A 20085-nucleotide genomic window follows, 5' to 3' on the forward strand; every position below is an offset into this window, starting at 1 on the left:
CTGCTCAACAGCATACTCACCATTGCCTACTTTGACCGCCTCGGCATGCCAAGGCTCTCATGACCTCAACTTCTCGAACCGCCCGGTGCGGACCCGCATGCCGGGTGGTGTGGGAGGGGATCCGTCAGTTAACCTGACGGCCCCTATCCCGATTTCCGCGTAGCGAGGACGTGGGCTCGGGGAGTCCACCCTACGTACGCTGTAGGGTGGGCACACCGTGCCCACGATCGCATGACAAATCAGCCAGCCCGTTTCGCCAGCAGCGCGTTACCGGCCCGGCTCACCCCCTTGCGCCCCAGCTGCTGCGAAATGAAGTGACCGGCGTCCACCACCTGGTCGAGATCGATGCCGGTCTCGATGCCCAGGCCGTTCATCATGTAGACCACGTCTTCGGTGGCGACGTTGCCGGTCGCGCCCTTCGCATACGGGCAGCCGCCCAGGCCCGACACCGAGGAATGGAAGATCGCCACGCCGATTTCCAGGCTGGCGTAAATGTTCGCCAATGCCTGGCCGTAGGTGTCGTGGAAGTGGCCGGAGATGCCCTCGAGCCTGAAGGCGCGCGCCGCCGTCTCCATCACGGCCTGGGTCTTGCGCGGGGTCGAGACGCCGATCGTGTCCGCGATGTCGATCTCGTCGCAGCCCAGGTCGCGCATGCGCGCCACCACGTCGGCCACGGCGTCCAGCGGCACCTCGCCCTGGTACGGGCAGCCGAAGGAGCAGCTGATGCTGCCGCGCAGGCGCAGGCCGTGGGCCGATGCGGCCTTCGCGACGCTTTCGAAGCGCGCGATCGATTCCGCGATCGAGCAGTTGATGTTCTTCTGCGAGAAGGCTTCCGAGGCCGAGCCGAAGATCACGACTTCATCGGCCTTGCTTGCTAACGCCGCCTCGAAGCCCTGCATGTTCGGCGTCAGCGCCGAATAGATGGCGCCCGGACGGCGGCTGATGCCGGCCATGACCTCGGCGCTGGTGGCCATCTGCGGCACCCATTTCGGCGACACGAAGGACGCCGCCTCGATGTTGGCGAAGCCGGCGCGCGACAGGCGGTCGACCAGCTCGATCTTGACGGCGGCGGAGACATTCTCTTTTTCGTTCTGCAGCCCGTCGCGCGGGCCGACTTCGACGATCTTGACGTGTTTTGGCAGCTTCATTTTCAGTATCCTCGTTGGCGGTCGACCACGTCGGCCACATGTTCGCCCTGTTCGAGCATGGTGATCTTGTGCGCGATCTGGCGCACGGCTTCCTCGCGGATCGTGAGCGCCGAGATGTGCGGCGTGATGGTGATGCGCGGCTCGCTCCAGAAGGGATGCGGCGCCGGCAGCGGTTCGTTGCGGAACACGTCCAGCGTAGCGCCCGCGATGTGGCCGGCGCGGATCAGGCCCACCAGGTCCGGCTCGGCGACCTGGGCGCCGCGCGCCACGTTGACGAGATAGGCGCCCTGGGGCAGCTTCGACAGCCGGGCGCGGTCCAGTAGGTTGGTCGTTTCCGGCGTCAGCGGCAGCATGCAGACCAGCACCTGCGACCCGCCCAGGAACGCGTCCAGCGCGTCCATGCCGGCATGGCATTCCACGCCAGGCAGATCCTTGGGCGTGCGGCTCCAGCCGCGCACCGGAAAGCCGAGCTGGCGCAGCGCCCGCACGACCGGCACGCCGAGTTTACCGAGCCCCAGCACGCCGACCGTGAATTCTTCCTTCCTGCGCGCGGCCAGCGGATTCCAGATGCCCTGGCGCGCCTGCTGCTCGTATTCGTCGAAGCGGCGGAAGTAGCGCAGCACGGCATACGCCACGTACTCCGCCATCTGCTCGCCCATGCCGGCATCGCCCAGGCGGATCACCGGGACGTCGGGCAGGGCATCGCCGAATTTCAGGATCGCGTCCACGCCCGCGCCCATCAGGAAGATCGCCTTGACGCGCGACAGCTGGTCGAGCAGGGCGGGCGTGGGCGCCCACAGGACCGCGTAGTCGCAGGGTTCGAGGGGCTGCCCCTCCTGCCATGCGACCGTCTCGGCCTGCGGCAGCGCCTGCGCGAAATCGCGCGCCCACGGCTCGATCACGCCGTCGCCGCGGTAGAGGAGAATCCGCATCGGGTCTCCTTACGCAGAGGCCTTGAAGGCCAGCAGCGGCGCGCCGTCGGCCACCTGGTCGCCGACCTGGTACAGGATCTCTTCGACCAGGCCGTCGCTCGGCGCCGCAATCGTGTGCTCCATCTTCATCGCTTCCATGATCACCAGCGGCTCGCCCTTCTTGACCGTCTGGCCGTTTTTGGCGATCACGGCGACCACCTTGCCCGGCATCGGCGCGGTCAGGCGGCCCCCTAGCGCTTCGACTTCACCGGCATGCGCCATCGGATCGGCGTAATGCAGGGTGACATGCTGGCCGCCGGTGAACACGTGCAGCAGTTCGCCGTCGCGGCGTACGGTGCCATGCAGGGCGCTGCCGTCGAGGCGGATCGCATACTCGCCGCCGCGCTTGGAGACCAGCGCCAGCGGGTGGGCGGCGCCGTCCAGTTCCAGCACCCAGCCTTGCGGGTGATAGGCCAGGGCGGTCTTGTAGGCTTTTGCATCCAGCGTCGCCGCGTAGTCGTCGCTGAAGGACAATGCGCGGCGATAGGTAGCGTTCATGCGCCAGCCGTGGGTGCTGGTCCAGGGATCGGCCGGATTGTTCGATACCGACAGAGCCTGCTCGGCATCCGCCAGCGCGACGGCGGCCAGCGCCAGCGCACCCTTCGGCGCCGGGCCGGCGGCCGGGAACAGCGAGGCGTTGTTCCGCTCGATCAGGCCGGTGTCCAGGTCGGCGCTGGAGAAGGCCTGGCCTTCCACCAGGCGCTTCAGGAAGGCGATATTGGTGGCCAGGCCGACGATGTGGAATTCGGACAGCGCCTGCGCCATGCGCGACAGCGCCTGGGTGCGGTCCGCGCCCCAGACGATCAGCTTGGCGATCATCGGGTCGTAGAACGGCGAGATCGCATCGCCTTCGCGCACGCCCGAATCGATGCGCACGCCGGCCGGCATGTTGGCGGTGCCTCCCAGCTCGAAGGCCACGTGCGAAGGCACGTCCATGAAGCGCAAGGTGCCGATCGACGGCAGGAAGCCCTTCTCCGGATTCTCGGCATACACGCGCGCTTCGATGGCGTGCCCATTGATGGCGATGTCATGCTGCTGCTTCGGCAGCGGCTGGCCGGCCGCCACGCGCAGCTGCCATTCGACCAGGTCGGTCCCGGTGATCATCTCCGTCACCGGGTGCTCGACCTGCAGGCGGGTGTTCATCTCCATGAAGTAGAAGGAGCCGTCCTGGTTGGCGATGAACTCGACGGTGCCGGCACCGACATAGCCGACCGCGCGCGCGGCGGCGACGGCCGCTTCGCCCATCGCCGCGCGGCGTTCAATGGTCATGCCGGGCGCCGGCGCTTCTTCCAGCACCTTCTGGTGGCGGCGCTGCACCGAGCAGTCGCGCTCGTGCAGGTAGACGCAGTTGCCCAGCTTGTCGGCGAAGACCTGGATCTCGATGTGGCGCGGGCGGGTCAGGTACTTCTCGACCAGCACCTTGTCGTCGCCGAAGGAGGAAATCGCCTCGCGCTTGCAGGAGGCCAGCGCGGCCTGGAAATCTTCCGAACGCTCCACCACACGCATGCCCTTGCCGCCGCCGCCGGCGCTGGCCTTCAGCAGCACCGGATAGCCGATGCGGTTCGCCTCGCTCTGCAGCAGTTCGGGATCCTGGGCGTCGCCGTGGTAGCCCGGCACCAGCGGCACGTTCGCGCTTTCCATCAGCTGCTTCGCCGCCGACTTCGATCCCATCGCGCGCATCGAGGAACCCGGCGGGCCGATGAAGACCAGGCCGGCCGCCTCGACGGCTTCGGCGAATTCCGCGTTCTCCGACAGGAAGCCGTAGCCCGGGTGGATGGCCTGGGCGCCGGTGGCTTTCGCGACTTCGAGGATCTTGTCGCCGCGCAGATAGCTGTCCTTGGCCGCGGCCGGGCCGATCAAGACCGCCTCATCGCAGACCGCGACATGCTTCGCGCCGGCGTCGGCTTCGGAGTAGACGGCAACGGTACGGATGCCCATGCGGCGCGCGGTGGCGGCGACACGGCAGGCGATTTCGCCACGGTTGGCGATGAGGATCTTGGTGAACATGTGGTGTCTCGTCTGTTTTTTTAAGTGTTAACTTCAAACCGTCATCCCCGCCTGCGCGGGGATGACGTGCTTAAGTACGTGGCCTCAGCAACCGCAACTTTCCTTCTGCACCGACTCCAGCATCGCCGAGCGGGTCTTCAAGCCCAGCTTCTCCAGCAGCTTGCGGTCGTCATCCGCTTCCGGGTTATCGGTAGTCAGCAGCTTGTCGCCGTAGAAGATGGAGTTGGCGCCGGCCATGAAGCACATCGCCTGCACCGCCTCGCCCAGCTCGCGCCGGCCGGCCGACAGGCGCACGCGCGCCTTCGGCATGGTGATGCGGGCCACGGCGATGGTGCGCACGAACTCGATCGGGTCCAGCGGCGGCAGGCCGTGCAGCGGCGTGCCTTCGACCTGCACCAGGTGGTTGATCGGCACCGATTCCGGATACGGGTTCATGTTGGCCAGCTGGGCGATCAGGCCGGCGCGCTGCGAACGCGTCTCGCCCATGCCGACGATGCCGCCGCAGCAGATCTTTAGGCCGGCGTTACGCACGCGGCCCAGGGTATCCAGGCGGTCGTTGTATTCGCGGGTCGAGATCACGTCGCCGTAGAAGTCCGGCGAGGTGTCGATGTTGTGGTTGTAGTAGTCCAGGCCGGCCTGCTTCAGCTGTTCGGCCTGGCCTTCCTCGAGCATGCCGAGGGTGGCGCAGGTTTCCATGCCGAGCGCCTTCACGCCGCGCACCATGGCTTCGACCTTTTCCATGTCGCGTTCCTTCGGGCTGCGCCAGGCGGCGCCCATGCAGAAACGGGTCGCGCCCTTGGCCTTGGCTTCGCTTGCTGCGGCCAGCACGGTGTCCAGCTCGAGGATCTTCTTGGCTTCGACGCCGGTGTCGTAGCGCGCCGCCTGCGGGCAGTAGCCGCAGTCTTCCTCGCAGCCGCCGGTCTTGATGGACAGGAGGGTCGCCAGTTCGACGTCGCCGTCGGGGAAGTTGGCGCGGTGGGCTTGGCTGGCGCGGAACATCAGCTCCGGCAGCGGCAGTTCGAACAGGGCCAGCACCTCGGCCAGCGGCCAGGTGGCGTCCTTCGGCAGCGAGGCCGGGGTGACGGGCGGGTGGAGGGTAACGACTTGGGTCATCTTTTGCATCCTTGTTTTGGTGTTTCAGGAACGCGCGAGCGGCCATCCCGGCACGCCCGCGAGCTCGATATAGGCAGCCGCATCGGCGGCCGAGGCTTGTTCCAGGCGTGGCACGCGTCCCAGCAGGGGCGCGGGCATGCGCTGCTCCAGGGCGGCCACGTTCTCGTCGACGAAGCGCATGTGCGGATCGACCTGGTTGGCGACCCAACCGGCCAGCACCAGGCCGCGCGAGATGATCGCTTCGGCGGTGAGCAGGGCGTGGCTGATGCAGCCCAGGCGCATGCCCACCACCAGGATCACCGGCAGGCCGAGCTGCACCGCCAGGTCGGCGCTGTCGAAATCGTCGGAGAAAGGCACGCAGAAGCCGCCGACGCCCTCGACCACGGTGGCGTCGGATGCCGCCAGGATCTCGGCATAGGCGGTCATGATCGCCACCGGCTCGATGGTCACGCCTTCCAGCTCGGCCGCGATGTGCGGGGCGCAGGGCTCGCGCAGCATGAAGGGCGTGGTGATGTGCTGCGGCAGGTTCACGTTGCCGGCGGCGCGCAGCATGGCGGCGTCTTCGTTGTGGAGCTCGCCGTCGCGCTCTTCGGCGCCGGCCGCGATCGGCTTCATGCCGCAGGCGCGCTGGCCGTGCTGCACCAGCTTGTGCAGGATCGCGGCACTGATCAGCGTCTTGCCGATCTCGGTGTCGGTGCCGGTGACGAAGCAGGCGAAGCGCGTCGGCACGCCTTCCGCGGCCAGCGGGGCCGGCACGGTGGCGACGGCGGGCGCCGCGGCGGTCGCCGGCTCGGCAAAGCCGACTTCCGGCTGGGCGGGCGTACCGCCGGCGGAGTCGCCGCCTGGTTGTTCGGGATCGTTGAGAGTCATGCTGCGTTCCTTTCCAGCTGCTCGGTTTCCAGGTGATTCAGGGCGGCGGCCAGCTGCGCCACCTCGTCTTGCGTATGCGCGGCGGACAGGGTCACGCGCAGGCGGGCGGTGCCCGGCGCCACGGTGGGCGGACGGATCGCCGGCACCCACAGGCCCTGCTCGTGCAGGCGGCCGGCCGCCCGCAGCGCCTCGTCGTTGGCGCCGATGACGATGGGCTGGATGGCCGTGTGCGACGGCAGGCGCTGCCAGCGCTTCAGCTTCAGCGCATCGTCGAGCAGGGCGATCAGCCGGTTCAGGTGCGTGCGGCGTTCCCTGCCCTCCGCGCCTTCGATGATGTCCAGGCTGGCCAGCAGCGCATGCGCCAGCGCCGGCGGGGACGCCGTCGTGTAGATGTAGGGGCGGGCGCGCTGGATCATCAGTTCGATCACGGACGCATGCGCGGCGATGAAAGCGCCGCCGACGCCGGCCGCCTTGCCCAGGGTGCCGACATACACCAGGTTGGGCGAGCGCACACCGAAATGTTCGAGCGCGCCGCGGCCGTTCGCGCCCAGCACGCCGAAGCCGTGGGCATCGTCGACCACCAGCCAGGCGCCGTGGCGTTCGCACAGGGCCAGCAGGGCGGGCAGCGGGGCCAGGTTCCCATCCATGCTGAACACGCTGTCGGTGACGACGATCCTGGTGGCGGCCTTGCTTTCCAAAAGCTTCGCTTCCAGCGCGGCCACGTCGCCATGCGGATAGACCGTGACGCCGGCCTTGGCCAGGCGCGCGCCGTCGATCAGCGAGGCATGGTTCAGCGCCTCCGAAAAGATCATCGCATCCGGGCTGCTGCCCAGCGCGGTCAGCGCCGCCAGGTTGGCCATGTAGCCGGTGCAGAAGTACAGCGCACGCGCATCGACCAGGTGCTGCGCCTGCATCGCGGCCAGGCGTTCTTCCAGCTGCGCGTGGGCGCGGCCGTGGCCTGACACCAGGTGGGAAGCGCCGCTGCCGGCGCCATACAGGTCCGCGCCTTCGCGCAGGGCGGCGATCACGCGCGGGTGCGCGGCCAGGCCCAGGTAATCGTTGCTGCAGAAGGCCAGCATGGGCCGGCCGTCGACCACCTGGCGCGGCGCGCAGGGGGAGTCGGCGGTGCGGCGGCGGCGCATCAGGCTTTGTGCGGCCAGGCTGTCCAGCTGGCGCTCCACGCCGGCGATCAGGTTCAGGTCCGCCGCATGATTCGCATTGTTCGTCATGCTTCGGCGATCACTTTCTCGAAGACCTTGCGGGTGCGCGCCGCCAGTGCGACGATCTCTTCCTCGTCCAATACATAGGGCGGCATCAGGTAGACCGTGCGGCCGATCGGGCGCAGCAGCAGCTCGTTCTCGACCGCGCTGGTGAAGAACCGGCGCGCGAAGGTCGAGGCGCGTTTCGCATCCGGCTCGACGGCGTCGAACGCCAGGATCATGCCGCGCTGGCGGAAGTTGGTGACGCGCTCGTGTTCCAGCAGCGGGGCCAGTTCCAGCATCAGGCGGGTCGCGGTCTCGCGGTTCCTGTTCAGGACATCGTCTTCCTGGAAGATCTGCAGGGTCGCCAATGCGGCGCGGCAGGCCAGGGCGTTGCCGGTGTACGAGTGCGAGTGCAGGAAGCCGCGTGTGATGTCTTCGCTGTAGAAAGCCTCGTAGACCTTGTCGGTACTGAGCACCAGCGACAGCGGCAGGTAGCCGCCGCTGATCCCCTTCGACAGGCAGAGGAAGTCCGGCCAGATGGCGGCCTGTTCGCAGGCGAAGAAGGTGCCGGTGCGGCCGCAGCCGACCGCGATCTCGTCGGCGATCAGGTGCACGTGGTATTTGTCGCACAGCTCGCGCAGGCGCTGCAGGTAGAGCGGATCGTGCATCGCCATGCCGGTCGCGCACTGCACCAGCGGCTCGACGATGATGGCGGCGATCTTGTCGCCTTCCTCGGCGAACAGGGTTTCCACGTCCTCGATCGCGCGGCGTGCCACGTCCTGGGCCGATTCGCCGTCGACGGCCTTGCGGGCATCGGGCGAGGCCACGGTACGGGAAGCGCGCAGCAGCGGGCCGTAGGCGTCCTTGAACAGGGCGACGTCGGTCACGGCCAGGGCGCCGATGGTCTCGCCGTGGTAGGAACCCTGCAGGCAGACGAATTCCTGCTTGTTCGGGTAGCCGGCATTGCGCCAGTAATGGAAGCTCATCTTGAGCGCGATCTCTACGCTCGATGCGCCATCGGACGCATAGAAGGCGTGGCCCAGCGCGTGGCCGGTCAACGCCGCCAGCTGCTCCGACAGCTCGACCACCGGCTCGTGGGTGAAACCGGCCAGCATCGCATGTTCGAGCTTGTCCAGCTGGTCCTTCAGGGCGGCGTTGATGCGCGGGTTGGCGTGGCCGAACAGGTTGACCCACCACGAGCTGATGCCGTCCATGTAGCGCCGGCCTTCATGGTCGTAGAGCCACGGCCCCTTGGCGTGGCTGACGGCGATCAGCGGCACCTCTTCGTGGTGCTGCATCTGCGTGCATGGGTGCCAGACGCTGCGCAGGCTGCGCGCGATCCAGTCGGACGAGGTGTGACGGTTCAAGATAAATCCTATTACTTTACTGATTGGCTAACTTAGCCATGCGGGTTTGCGCTTCTCGAGGAAGGACGCGACCCCTTCGCGTCCCTCGGCGGAAGCACGGATATTCGCGATGCGGCCGGCGGTATCGGCCAGCAGCACATCGTCGATCGGCAGCCCGGCGATGTCGCGCACCAGCTTCTTCGCTTCGCGCACGGCATTCGGGCTGTTGTTCACCAGCGCCTTGACGATGGTGTTCACGGTGGTATCGAGTTCCTCGGCCGGGACGACCTCGTGGGCCAGGCCGAGGCGCTTCGCTTCGCGCGCGTCGAAGCGCTCGGCGGTGAGGAAGTAGCGGCGCGAAGCCTGGTCGCCCATCGCCTTGATGACGTAGGGAGAGATCGTGGCCGGGATCAGGCCCAGCTTTACTTCCGACAGGCAGAAGTTCACGCCATCGGCCGCCACGACGACGTCGCAGGCCGCCACCAGCCCCATGCCACCGGCGTAGCAGTCACCCTGGACTTTCGCCACCACCGGCTTCGGGCTGAAGTAGATGGTGCGCAGCATGTCGGCCAGGCGCAGGGCGTCGGCTTCGTTCTCCTCGTGGGAGTAGCCGGCCATCTTCTTCATCCAGTTCAGGTCGGCGCCGGCGCAGAAGGAGGGACCGTTCGCGGCCAGCACGATGGCGCGCACGCCGGCGTCCTGGCTGATCTCGTCGAAGGCCATGGTCAGGTCGGCGATCGCGACTTCGTTGAAGGCGTTGCGCACGTCCGGACGGTTCAGGGTAATGGTGGCGACCTTGTTCGCAACGTCGATGGTCAGGGTGTCGTAATTGTCCATTGTTTTCTCCCTGTTCTGCTTACATGCGGAATACGCCGAACTTCGTGTCTTCGATCGGCGCGTTGAGCGCGGCCGACAGGCCCAGTCCCAGCACCATGCGGGTATCGGCCGGATCGATGACGCCGTCGTCCCACAGGCGCGCGGTGGCGTAGTAGGGGTGGCCCTGGTGTTCGTACTGGTCCTTGATCGGCTGCTTGAACGCGGCTTCTTCCTCGGGCGACCACTGGCCGCCCTTGGCTTCGATGCCGTCGCGCTTGACGGTGGCCAGCACGGACGCGGCCTGGTCGCCGCCCATTACCGAGATGCGCGCGTTCGGCCACATCCACAGGAAGCGCGGCGAGAAGGCGCGGCCGCACATGCCGTAGTTGCCGGCGCCGAAGGAGCCGCCGATGATCACCGTGAACTTCGGCACCGACGCCGTCGCCACCGCGGTCACCATCTTGGCGCCGTTGCGGGCGATGCCCTCGTTTTCGTACTTGCGGCCGACCATGAAGCCGGTGATATTTTGCAGGAACACCAGCGGGATCTTGCGCTGGCAGCACAGCTCGATGAAGTGGGTGCCCTTCAGCGCCGACTCCGAGAACAGGATGCCGTTATTCGCGATGATGCCGACCTTCATGCCGAAGATGTGGGCGAAGCCGCACACCAGCGTGGTGCCGTAGCGCGCCTTGAACTCGTCGAACTCGCTGCCGTCGACGATGCGGGCGATGACTTCGCGCACGTCGAAGGGTTTGCGGGTGTCGACCGGGATCACGCCGTACAGTTCTTCGCGGGCGTACTTCGGTTCCTGCGCTTCACGGAGTGCGCCCTGTACTGGTTTCACGCGGTTCAGGTTCGAGACGATGGTGCGGGCCAGCGACAGCGCGTGGGTATCGTTCTGGGCCAGGTGGTCGGCCACGCCCGACAGGCGGGTGTGGACGTCGCCGCCGCCCAGGTCTTCGGCGCTCACCACCTCGCCGGTCGCGGCTTTTACCAATGGCGGGCCGCCCAGGAAGATCGTGCCCTGTTCCTTGACGATGATGGATTCGTCGCTCATCGCCGGCACGTAGGCGCCGCCGGCGGTGCAGGAGCCCATCACCACCGCGATCTGCGGGATGCCCTTGGCGGACAGGTTGGCCTGGTTATAGAAGATGCGGCCGAAGTGGTCGCGGTCGGGGAAGACCTCGTCCTGGTTTGGCAGGTTGGCGCCGCCCGAGTCGACCAGGTAGATGCAGGGCAGCTTGTTCTGCTCGGCGATCTCCTGGGCGCGCAGGTGCTTCTTGACCGTCATCGGGTAATAGGTGCCGCCCTTGACGGTGGCGTCGTTACAGACGATCACGCATTCCTGGCCGGCGACCCTGCCGATGCCGGTGATGATGCCGGCCGCGGGCGCGGCATTGCCATACATCTCGTAGGCCGCCATCTGGGAGAATTCGAGGAAGGGCGTACCGGGATCGAGCAGCATCTGCACGCGGTCGCGCGGCAGCAGCTTGCCGCGGGCGACGTGCTTGGCGCTGGCCGCTTCGCCGCCGCCTTTCGCAACGGCGGCCACCTTGGCGCGCAGGTCGTCGACCAGGGCTTGCATGGCTGCGGCGTTGGTCTTGAAATCCTCGCCGCGCGGGTTGAGTTTGCTGTCGATCTGGGGCATCGCGTCTCCTGCGTATTCTATTTGGCTTTTTGCTCGGGGAAGCTGCCGTCTACATAGAACCAGCGCATGATCGAACCCGAGCCGCCCGGCGTTTCGGGTTCGCGCACGAAATGACTGATCTCGTGCAGCCGCTGGGCGCGGCCGTTGACCCTGAAGCGGGCGACGAATTCGACGGTGTCCTGGTCCAACTGTTCCGGCAGATCTACTTTACGTTGACGTAAACGTAAAGCAGATTTTATCTCAAGTCCGAGCCATTGAATCTTTTCATTTTTGTCGACGATGGGCTCTTCCGGCCGGGTACTCGGGTGCCAGGTGGCGCGCAGATAGTCTTCCTCCTGCATCACATAGGCCGTGTAGCGCGAACGCATCAACGCTTCGGCGGTCGGCGGCAGCTCGGCGCCGGCGATATACGGACCGCAGCAGCGCAGGATGGGCAGGGTGCTGCCACAGGGGCAGCCGGGTTTTGGCGGGGTAGGCATGGCGGCAATTATCCGCCATTTCAGGGGCTCAGGTGAGAGGCGATGACTGTTCGGAATTTCCGAGAAGACAGCATATTGAACGCCGTTGCCTCATCTTCGGACATCTTTTACCGAAAATAAATTCAACCGTCTCGAAAAAAATTCGGGGTCAGAGCACTTTTCCGCAAAAATTCGGGGTCAGAGCACATTACCGGTTTTTACCGCCGGCACGGCTATTTTCGACTGTTGGTTACAAATTGCGGGCCTGGCCCGGGCGTTCGCCGCTATGGCAGAAGGCGTGCCGGGTTTAGCTGCCGCTGGGTCATTGCCCAAAAAAGTGCTCTGACCCCGAATTTGGGGCGAAAAGTGCTCTGACCCCGAATTTCAGCGCAGGGTCAGGCCTTCGAGGGTGAGGGGTGGGGTTTTGCCTTGGACGAGGTCGGCCAGCAGGGTGGCGGTGCCGCAGGCGAAGGTGAAGCCGAGGGGGCCGTGGCCGATGTTCAGCCACAGGTTCTTGTAGGGCGAGTGGCCGATGATCGGGGCGCTGTTCGGGGTGGCGGGGCGCAGGCCGGCCCAGGGGGTGACGCTGTCGTAGTCGGCCGCATCCGGCATGGTTTCGCGGACCTGGCGCGTCAGGCTGGCCAGGCGGCGGGCGTCCAGGCTCAGGTCTTCGCCCATCATGTCGACCATGGCCGCCACCCGCAGGTTGCCGCCGATGCGCGCGTACAGCACCTTGCGTTCGAAGTCGGTGACGCTGATTTCCGGCGCCACGTCGCTAGCACGGATCGGCGCCGTCAGGCTGTAGCCCTTGAGTGGATAGATCGGCAGCGAGATGCCGGCGGTCCGGGCCAGCGCGCGGCTCTGCATGCCGGCCGCCAGCACGTAGGCGTCGCCTTTCAGCGGGCCGCTGCCGGTCTCGATGCCGGTGATCCTGTCGCCGGACGTCAGCAGACGCAGGGCGTCGCCGTGCACGAAGCCGCTAAAGCGCGGGTGGGCAGCGATGCGTTCGGCCAGGGCCACGCAGAAGGCGTAGCAGTCGGCCACGGCTTCGCCGCTGTTGTAGATGCCGCCTTCCAGCTTGTCCGCGACGGCGGCCAGGGCCGGTTCGTGGGCCGCGCATTCGGCCGCGGTCCAGACCTTGCGGGTGGGGGAGGAGTCCGGTTTGGAAGCGGCGGCCTCGAAGGCTTTCCTGGTCCGGTAGACCACCAGCTTGCCGGACTCGCGCCACTGGAAGGATGCCGGCGGCACCACCGGTTCGAGCTGGACCATTGCCTGGCGCGACAGTTCGCCCAGCTCCAGCAGCTTGCTGGTGGTCTTGCGGTTGGCGTCGGCGCGGCAGTTGGCCAGGAAGGCGGCCAGCCAGGTCCACTGGTGCAGGTCGAACTGGGGCTTGAAGCGCAGCGGGCCATATTCCTGGAACATCCACTGCAGCGCCTTCAGCGGCACGCCGACGTCGGCCAGCGGCGACACGTAGCGGTAGCTCAGCTGGCCGCCATTGCTGAAACTGGTGCCGGTGCCCACTTGTGGTGCACGTTCGAGCAGCGTGACCTTGTGGCCCGCCTCGAGCAGCCACCAGGCCGAGGTCAGGCCGACAACACCTCCGCCGATCACGATTATTTCTTGCATCCGTGCACACTATTTTCTTCGATAATGACGTGAAAGCTTAGGGGCTGGCCCTGGCTTTCGCTAATGAATGTAGCGCAGGCAGGCATAACCGCCGGTCATGCGCGCACCAGGATGGCGCGCCGGTGCATCGCCGTGAGGATCTGTTCCTGGAAGCGGGCCAGCGAGGAATACCTGCCCTTGTAGGCCAGCGGGTCGGTCGAGGTGCCGCCCACCAGCGCGACCACGCCGTTGCGGTTCTTCAGGTCGGCGGCGAACACCGACATCAAGCCGTAGGCGTCGCCCAGGTGGCCGGCCGCCGCGAAGCCGCCGCCTTCGACCAGGCGGGTGTGGGTGGCGGGATCGTCAGGGAATTGCTCGTTGCCCAGGCCCCAGCAATTGAACAGGCCGTCGAGGCTGTCGCCGTTGCCGCCTTTGCCGTCGTAGGTCCACTGGCGCGAGAACATCCGGTCCAGCGAGGCCTGCCGCAGGATGCGCTTGCCCTCGTGCACGCCGCCGTTCATCAGCATGCGCATCACGACGCCCATGTCGTGGGCGGAGATGCGCATGCCGCCGGTCGGACTGAAGGGTGTCGCGTTCGCGCCGATGACGTAGCGCTCGATGCCGGCCGGCGGCGACGGCGGCGCCTTGCTGTAATCGTCCACCTGCGCGATCCAGGGGCCGTTCGCATCCCAGACCTCGGTGTCGACGGTGCGCTTGCGGTACAGCGCCGCGATGTTGGCGATATCTTCCGGCGGCAGCTCGGCCGGGTTGTAGCCGGCGTGCAGGCCGAGGGGTTCGACCAGCAGGCGCCGCATCAGGCGGTCGAAGCGCTCGCCCGTCACCTTTTCCATGATGGTGCCGATCACGCCCCAGCCGAGGTTGCAGTAAGTGAAATAGGCCCCCGGACCGGCATTGCTTGCCCACATCTTGCCCTCGCCATGCAGGCGGCCGCCGGGGACGAGGACGTCCTTCAGCGCCGTGTCGACGCCCCAGGAATAGCCGGCCTCGTCGCGCAAGGACGAGGTATGGGTGAGCAGGTGGCGGAGAAAGACAGGCTGGTCCGGGAAATGCGGATTGCGCAGCGTAAAGCCGAGGTAGGCGGAGACGTCGGCGTCCAGCTCCAGCTTGCCGTCCTCGACCAGGCGCATCAGGCCGAGGGTGGTCATCATCTTCGAGATCGAGGCGATGCGGAACAGGGTGCGCGCGTCGACCGGCTTGTCCGGCTGGCCATTCGCGCCGCTGAGGTTGCCAATAAGGCGCCGGCCGAACTGGGCCTCGTAGGCGATGCGGCCGTCGCGGATCGCCAGCACCGACAGGCTGGCCAGCTCGCAGGCGGGATTCGCCACGATCGCCGCCAGTTCCCGGTCGAGTTGTACTTTCAGCGCGGCCGGCATGGCGACCGCGGAAGCGCCCGGGGCCGGCGTGGCCGCCATCAGCGGATCGATCATGCCCAATAAAGCCATGCCCAGCACATTGCGCCTGCCGTGGTTCATCTCGTCTCCTTGTTTTTATCATGTCCAGCATACGGAGTCGCCGGTTGCACTGCCAATGAATAGGCCGCAGCTATACATAACTTTTCGGAATGATAACGGCCGATCCTTTCATGGCAGGCTGTTCTGATTGGTATTACACTGGTTTTATTATGCTGAACACCGAGACCCCCGCCCCGCAACACGCTTCCCTGGACCAATATCCCACTACCGAGCTGGTGAATGTGCTGGTCGATGACCAGTTCAAGGCCGTCGAGGCGGTCCGTGCCGCCGCGCCGCGCATCGCCGCCGCCGTCACGGCCGCGCTGCCTCGCATGGAAGCGGGCGGCCGTCTGATCTACGTCGGCGCCGGCACCTCCGGCCGCCTGGGCGTGCTCGACAGCGTCGAGCTGTATCCGACCTTCTCCTGGCCGCACGGCCGCGCGGTGGCGCTGCTGGCCGGCGGCACCGACGCCATGTTCGTCGCCGTCGAAGGCGCCGAGGACGATCTCGAACAGGGCGCGGCCGACCTGCGCAGCGTGAACGTGGGACCAAGCGACGTGGTGCTGCTGATCGCGGCCTCGGGCGCGACGCCCTATGTGCTGGGCGCCCTGCGCGCCGCGCGCGCCGCCGGTGCGCTGACCGTCGGCTTCGCCAACAATCCGGACGCCCCGGTCGCGGGCGAGGCGGAAATCGGCGTCACCCTGGACACCGGTCCGGAAGCCATCTCGGGCAGCACCCGCCTGAAGGCCGGCACCTCGCAAAAGATCGCGCTGAACTCGTTCTCGAGCGCCCTGATGGTGCGTTTGAACAAGGTTTATGGCAACCTGATGGTAGACTTGAAGGCTACCAATGCCAAGCTGGTGCGCCGGGCGATTCGCCTGACCACCTTCGCCACCGGCGCCGACGATGAAGCGGCGCGCCAGGTACTGGAGCAGTGCGGTTTCCACGTCAAGGTCGCGATCGTCGCCCTGTCCAGGAAAATCGACGTCGAGCAGGCGCGCGCCCTGCTGGACGGCGCGCACGGCAGCGTGCGCGAAGCATTGGCCGGCTGACCAGTTCAATGACCAGTTAAGCGAGCGGGGCGTGCTGGATGCGCCCTGCGCCGCCGGTACGCCCCACCACGAAAGAGTTATGCAGAAAACGCAAGCAAAGAACCCGTGGCTGTGGGTGCCCTCCCTGTACTTCGGCCAGGCGATCCCCTACATCGTCGCCAACAGCCTGTCGGTCGTCATGTACAAGGACATGGGGATCTCCAACACCGACATCGCCTTCTATACGAGCCTGCTGTACTTGCCCTGGGTGATCAAGCCCCTGTGGTCGCCGCTGGTCGACATGTTCGGCACCAAGCGCGGCTGGACCGTCGCGCTGCAGCTCCTGCTTGCCGCCGGCCTCGGCGCGGTCGGCGCGACGCTCCATCTACCCGCCTTCTTCGTGGTCAGCCTGGCCGTCATGTGGATCATGGCCTTCGCCTCGGCCACCCACGACATCTCGGCCGACGGCTTCTACATGCTCGGCATGCCGCAGGCGCAGCAGGCAGCCTTCGTCGGCGTGCGTTCCACCTTTTACAGGTTGGCGACCCTGGCGGGGCAGGGGCCGCTGGTGATCCTGGCCGGCACGCTCGCGGTGTCGCTGGGCGACGTCCACCAGGCCTGGGCCATCGTGTTCTTCGTGCTGGCCGGCCTGTTCTTCGCGCTGTTCGCCTGGCACCAGGCGGTGCTGCCGCGGCCCGACGCCGACCACAAGGCGAGCGACGGCAGCAATCCGCTGCGCGCCTTCCTGGCCACCTTCGGCAGCTTCTTCGGCAAGCGCGACATCTGGCTGATCCTCGGCTTCATCCTGACCTTCCGCCTGGGCGAGTCCCAGCTGCTGAAACTCGTCGCGCCTTTCCTGAAGGACCCGGTCGAGAAGGGCGGCCTCGGCCTCACCACCGCGCAGTACGGCACCGCCTACGGCACCATCGGCATCGTTGCGCTCACCATCGGCGGCCTGTTCGGCGGCTGGCTGATCTCGCGCTGGGGCCTGAAACGCTGCCTGTGGCTGATGGTGTTCGCGGTGCACCTGCCGGACCTGGTGTTCGTGTATCTCTCCACCTTCCAGCCGCAGAACTTCGGCGTGATCTCGGGCTTCCTGGCGATCGAGCAGTTCGGCTACGGCTTCGGCTTCACCGCCATGATGATGTACATGATCATGGTCTGCGAAGGCCCGTATAAAACCGCGCACTACGCGATCTGCACCGGCCTGATGGCGCTGGGGATGATGGTGCCGGGCATGTGGAGCGGGAAGCTGCAGGAGATGATCGGCTACCAGCACTTCTTTACCTGGACCTGCCTGGCGACGGTTCCGGCTTTCATCATGGCGGCGCTGGTCAAGATTGATCCGGAGTTTGGGAAGAAGTAGGGATTCGTACCCGCGACGTATAAACGTCGTCCCCGCGCAGGCGGGGACCCAAGTTCTGCATGCATCTCGACTGCGCCGGCAAACTTGGGTTCCCGCCTTCGCGGGAACGACGGCTGAAGGCTGCGGGAACGATGTGGTAAAAATAAAAGGGAGACAACAACAAGATGCAAGACCCCAAGTCCCGCCTGGCGTCGCTCGACGCCTTCCGCGGCTTCACCATCGCCGCGATGGTGCTGGTGAATAATCCGGGCGACTGGAGCCACCTGTATTCCCAGCTCGAACACGCGAAGTGGAACGGCTGGACCTTCACCGACTGCATCTTCCCCTTCTTCCTGTTCATCGGCGGCGTCGCGATGGCGCTCTCGCTGGGACGCCTGGCGGCGGCCGGCGCCGACCGCCCGCGCCTGCTGCTGAAGCTGGCCAAGCGCGCCGCGCTGATCTTCCTGATCGGCTTCCTGCTGAACTTCATGCCCTACTTTAATGTCGAGAAGGTGCGCATCCCCGGGGTGCTGCAGCGGATCGCGCTGTGTACCCTGCTGGCCGCGCCCATCGTCGTGTATTGCGGCTGGCGCATGCAGCTGGCCATCATCGCCGGCCTGCTGACCCTGTACAGTGTGCTGATGCTGCTGGTGCCGGTACCCGGCATCGGCGCCGGCGTGCTTGAACCGGGCCAGGACTTCGGCGCCTGGATCGACCGCTCGCTGCTGGGCAATCACCTGTGGGTGCAAAGTAAAACCTGGGATCCGGAAGGACTGGTGTCGACCCTGCCCGCGCTGTGCAGCCAGCTGTTCGGCGTACTGGCCGGGCGCTGGCTGGCAACGAACGTGAACCGCACCGAGCAGACCGTCTGGATGCTGCTGGCCGGCCTGTCGTGCCTGTGGATCGGGGTGATCCTGGACAGCATTCTGATGCCAATTAACAAGAGCTTGTGGACCCCGTCTTATTGCTTCCTGATGACGGGCTGGGCCCTGGTCGTGTTTTCCGCCTTTTACTGGCTGCTGGACGTCAACCCTTACACTGCCGTGCGCGAGGCCGCGGCGCGCTGGACCAAACCCTTCGTCATCTATGGCATGAATGCGTTGTTCATTTTCGCGTTGTCGGGATTCCTGGCGAAGATGTTCGGTTTCATTAAATTTACCCAGCCGGACGGCAGCCTGCGTTCGCTGGGGAAAACCTTGTATGCGCCGATCGCCGCGCTGCCCATCGGGCCCCTGAACACCTCGCTGCTGCATGCGGTGCTGTTCAACGCCCTGATGTTCGCGGTGGCCTGGGGCATGTGGCGCAAGAAATGGTTCGTTAAAGTTTGAACAATATGTGGAGTGCTTGTGCAACCTGATCAGAAACGACGCGCGTTCGCGCTTGCGGGAGTCGCCGGCGCGCTGGCGATGAGTGGCCTGTTCTCGGCCTGTACCACGACCCCGGGCGCCGGCAAGATCGCCACCGCCGGCGCAGGCGATGGCGACGCGCCGCCGCCGGCGCCGCGCGAATTCCGCGCCGCCTGGGTCTCGACCGTCGCCAACATCGACTGGCCCAGCAAGCAGAACCTGAACGCCGCCCAGCAGCAGGCCGAGGCCATCGCCATCCTCGACCGCGCCAGGGCGATGAACCTGAACGCCATCATCCTGCAGGTGCGTCCTTCGGCCGACGCCATCTATCCGTCGCAGATCGAGCCGTGGTCGGAATACCTGACCGGGACCCAGGGCAAGGCGCCCCAGCCCTGGTACGACCCGCTGAAGTTCTGGGTCACGCAGGCACATGCGCGCGGTCTCGAGCTGCACGCCTGGTTCAATCCCTACCGCGCCCGCCACAACATCGCCAAGTCGCCGGCCGCGCCGAACCACATCACCCGCAGCAATCCGGCCGCCGTCAAGACCTACGGCAAGTTCGAGTGGATGGACCCGGGCGAGGAGTCGGCGGTCAAGCAGACCCTCGACGTCGTGCTCGACGTGGTGCGCCGCTACGACATCGACGGCGTCCACATCGACGATTATTTCTATCCCTACCCGATCGAGGCGCCGAACGCGGCGGCCGGCAACGAGACCGCGCTGAACGGCAAGGCCGCCAAGGCCGAACTCGACTTCCCGGACGAGCCGTCCTGGCAGCGCTACCTGGCCAGCGGCGGCAAGCTGGACCGCGCATCCTGGCGCCGCCAGAACGTGAACCACCTGATCCAGGCCATGTACGAGGGCATCCACAAGGAGAAGAGCTGGGTTCGCTTCGGCATCAGCCCCTTCGGCCTGGGCCGCCCGGACCGCCGCCCGCCCGGCATCACCGGCTTCTCGCAGTACGACAAGCTGTACGCGGACGCCGAGACCTGGCTGCAGAACGGCTGGCTCGACTATTTCACCCCGCAGCTGTACTGGTCGATCAAGCAGCCGGGCCAGGCCTACGACGTGCTGCTCGACTACTGGCTGGGCCAGAACAGCCAGGGCCGCCATGTCTGGCCGGGCCTGTACACCAGCCGCGTCGGCATCGCCCCGCCGGCCAAGGATTACGCGCCCCAGGAAATCATCGACCAGATCGCCGTCACGCGCTCGCGCCCGAGCGCCGGCGGCCACGTCCATTTCAGCATGGTCGCGCTGATGGAGAACCGCAAGGGCCTGAGCGACCAGCTGCGGACGGTCTCCTACGCCACCCCGGCGCTGGTGCCGGCCACGCCCTGGCTGGGCAAGGACAGGCCGGAAGCGCCGTCGGTGGCCGTCACCCGCAAGGGCAGCGCGCTGCGCCTGAAGCTGGCGCCCGGCAAGGGAGACAGCCTGTACGCCGTGTGGTCGCGCTATGGCGGCCAGTGGCGCTTCGCGGTGGTGCCGGCCGGGCAGAACGAGTGGCTGGTGGGTGACGATGCGACCCTGGGGGCGGCGGATCTGGTGGTGGTGAGTGCGGTTGACCGGTTGGGGAATGAGAGTGCTCGGGTGACGGCCTGGAAGAAAACCTGACCGTTAGCAGTTGCACGTCGTCCCCGCGGCCGTTGATCCGTCATCCCCGCGAAGGCGGGGATCCAAGTTTGTATGCGTTTCGATAACTCAAGCAGA

At 66.4% G+C, this 20085-nt stretch carries 16 protein-coding genes; 4 read left to right on the forward strand and 12 right to left on the reverse strand.

Annotated elements, in window-relative coordinates; all coding sequences use genetic code 11:
• Positions 1-239 precede the first annotated feature (239 nt).
• The 12 genes from AC1DOQ_RS22455 to AC1DOQ_RS22510 all read right to left on the reverse strand — a co-directional run bounded on the left by AC1DOQ_RS22455 (position 240) and on the right by AC1DOQ_RS22510 (position 14677).
• Positions 240-1148 (reverse strand): hydroxymethylglutaryl-CoA lyase, encoded by a 909-nt coding sequence (locus AC1DOQ_RS22455; RefSeq protein WP_477369287.1) that lies wholly within the window; start codon positions 1146-1148, stop codon positions 240-242.
• Between the two features lie 2 nt (positions 1149-1150).
• A complete protein-coding gene (locus AC1DOQ_RS22460) occupies positions 1151-2080 on the reverse strand; it encodes a 2-hydroxyacid dehydrogenase (protein ID WP_477369289.1) in 930 nt (309 codons plus the stop codon).
• Between the two features lie 9 nt (positions 2081-2089).
• A complete protein-coding gene (locus AC1DOQ_RS22465; RefSeq protein ID WP_477369291.1) occupies positions 2090-4126 on the reverse strand; it encodes an acetyl/propionyl/methylcrotonyl-CoA carboxylase subunit alpha in 2037 nt (678 codons plus the stop codon).
• A gap of 84 nt (positions 4127-4210) precedes the next feature.
• A complete protein-coding gene (gene bioB / locus AC1DOQ_RS22470) occupies positions 4211-5239 on the reverse strand; it encodes a biotin synthase BioB (RefSeq protein WP_477369293.1) in 1029 nt (342 codons plus the stop codon).
• 24 nt (positions 5240-5263) lie between these two features.
• On the reverse strand, positions 5264-6109 hold the full coding sequence (gene bioD, locus AC1DOQ_RS22475; RefSeq protein ID WP_477369295.1) for a dethiobiotin synthase: 846 nt from the start codon (positions 6107-6109) through the stop codon (positions 5264-5266).
• Complete coding sequence (gene bioF, locus AC1DOQ_RS22480) at positions 6106-7308, reverse strand: 8-amino-7-oxononanoate synthase (RefSeq protein WP_477369429.1); 1203 nt, start codon at positions 7306-7308, stop codon at positions 6106-6108. The genes bioD and bioF overlap by 4 nt, the downstream gene beginning before the upstream one ends.
• Positions 7309-7334: 26 nt before the next feature.
• On the reverse strand, positions 7335-8678 hold the full coding sequence (gene bioA / locus AC1DOQ_RS22485) for an adenosylmethionine--8-amino-7-oxononanoate transaminase (RefSeq protein ID WP_477369297.1): 1344 nt from the start codon (positions 8676-8678) through the stop codon (positions 7335-7337).
• A 27-nt stretch (positions 8679-8705) separates the two neighbouring features.
• Positions 8706-9494, reverse strand: a complete 789-nt coding sequence (locus tag AC1DOQ_RS22490) for an enoyl-CoA hydratase/isomerase family protein (RefSeq protein WP_477369299.1) — start codon at positions 9492-9494, stop codon at positions 8706-8708.
• A 19-nt stretch (positions 9495-9513) separates the two neighbouring features.
• Entirely contained in the window at positions 9514-11121 is a 1608-nt protein-coding gene (locus tag AC1DOQ_RS22495; RefSeq protein ID WP_477369301.1) for a carboxyl transferase domain-containing protein, read from the reverse strand.
• A gap of 17 nt (positions 11122-11138) precedes the next feature.
• The gene (locus AC1DOQ_RS22500) at positions 11139-11600 is read right to left on the reverse strand and encodes a YchJ family protein (RefSeq protein WP_477369303.1); all 462 of its coding nucleotides are present in this window, start codon (positions 11598-11600) and stop codon (positions 11139-11141) included.
• 363 nt (positions 11601-11963) lie between these two features.
• Positions 11964-13205 carry a D-amino acid dehydrogenase gene (locus AC1DOQ_RS22505; protein WP_477369305.1) on the reverse strand — a complete coding sequence of 414 codons (1242 nt, stop codon included), beginning with the start codon at positions 13203-13205 and terminating at the stop codon, positions 11964-11966.
• A 95-nt stretch (positions 13206-13300) separates the two neighbouring features.
• On the reverse strand, positions 13301-14677 hold the full coding sequence (locus AC1DOQ_RS22510) for a serine hydrolase domain-containing protein (protein ID WP_477369307.1): 1377 nt from the start codon (positions 14675-14677) through the stop codon (positions 13301-13303).
• Between the two features lie 149 nt (positions 14678-14826).
• On the opposite strand from AC1DOQ_RS22510, the gene murQ reads away from it, so the two are divergent.
• From murQ to AC1DOQ_RS22530, 4 genes are all read left to right on the forward strand, one after another.
• The gene (gene murQ / locus AC1DOQ_RS22515; protein WP_477369309.1) at positions 14827-15708 is read left to right on the forward strand and encodes an N-acetylmuramic acid 6-phosphate etherase; all 882 of its coding nucleotides are present in this window, start codon (positions 14827-14829) and stop codon (positions 15706-15708) included.
• A 79-nt stretch (positions 15709-15787) separates the two neighbouring features.
• Entirely contained in the window at positions 15788-17053 is a 1266-nt protein-coding gene (locus tag AC1DOQ_RS22520) for an MFS transporter (RefSeq protein WP_477369311.1), read from the forward strand.
• A gap of 164 nt (positions 17054-17217) precedes the next feature.
• Positions 17218-18360 carry an acyltransferase family protein gene (locus AC1DOQ_RS22525; RefSeq protein WP_477369313.1) on the forward strand — a complete coding sequence of 381 codons (1143 nt, stop codon included), beginning with the start codon at positions 17218-17220 and terminating at the stop codon, positions 18358-18360.
• 12 nt (positions 18361-18372) lie between these two features.
• Entirely contained in the window at positions 18373-19989 is a 1617-nt protein-coding gene (locus tag AC1DOQ_RS22530; protein ID WP_477369315.1) for a glycoside hydrolase family 10-like protein, read from the forward strand.
• The last annotated feature ends 96 nt before the right edge of the window (positions 19990-20085 follow it).

The sequence above is a fragment of the Massilia sp. 01N417 genome, assembly GCF_056399645.1.

Bases quoted from the DNA above. Each gene is read 5' to 3' on its own strand.
- AC1DOQ_RS22455 (WP_477369287.1), bottom strand. From the start codon at position 1,148: ATGAAGCTGCCAAAACACGTCAAGATCGTCGAAGTCGGCCCGCGCGAC.
- AC1DOQ_RS22460 (WP_477369289.1), bottom strand. From the start codon at position 2,080: ATGCGGATTCTCCTCTACCGCGGCGACGGCGTGATCGAGCCGTGGGCG.
- AC1DOQ_RS22465 (WP_477369291.1), bottom strand. From the start codon at position 4,126: ATGTTCACCAAGATCCTCATCGCCAACCGTGGCGAAATCGCCTGCCGT.
- bioB (WP_477369293.1), bottom strand. From the start codon at position 5,239: ATGACCCAAGTCGTTACCCTCCACCCGCCCGTCACCCCGGCCTCGCTG.
- bioD (WP_477369295.1), bottom strand. From the start codon at position 6,109: ATGACTCTCAACGATCCCGAACAACCAGGCGGCGACTCCGCCGGCGGT.
- AC1DOQ_RS22490 (WP_477369299.1), bottom strand. From the start codon at position 9,494: ATGGACAATTACGACACCCTGACCATCGACGTTGCGAACAAGGTCGCC.
- AC1DOQ_RS22495 (WP_477369301.1), bottom strand. From the start codon at position 11,121: ATGCCCCAGATCGACAGCAAACTCAACCCGCGCGGCGAGGATTTCAAG.
- AC1DOQ_RS22500 (WP_477369303.1), bottom strand. From the start codon at position 11,600: ATGCCTACCCCGCCAAAACCCGGCTGCCCCTGTGGCAGCACCCTGCCC.
- AC1DOQ_RS22505 (WP_477369305.1), bottom strand. From the start codon at position 13,205: ATGCAAGAAATAATCGTGATCGGCGGAGGTGTTGTCGGCCTGACCTCG.
- AC1DOQ_RS22510 (WP_477369307.1), bottom strand. From the start codon at position 14,677: ATGAACCACGGCAGGCGCAATGTGCTGGGCATGGCTTTATTGGGCATG.
- murQ (WP_477369309.1), top strand. From the start codon at position 14,827: ATGCTGAACACCGAGACCCCCGCCCCGCAACACGCTTCCCTGGACCAA.
- AC1DOQ_RS22520 (WP_477369311.1), top strand. From the start codon at position 15,788: ATGCAGAAAACGCAAGCAAAGAACCCGTGGCTGTGGGTGCCCTCCCTG.
- AC1DOQ_RS22525 (WP_477369313.1), top strand. From the start codon at position 17,218: ATGCAAGACCCCAAGTCCCGCCTGGCGTCGCTCGACGCCTTCCGCGGC.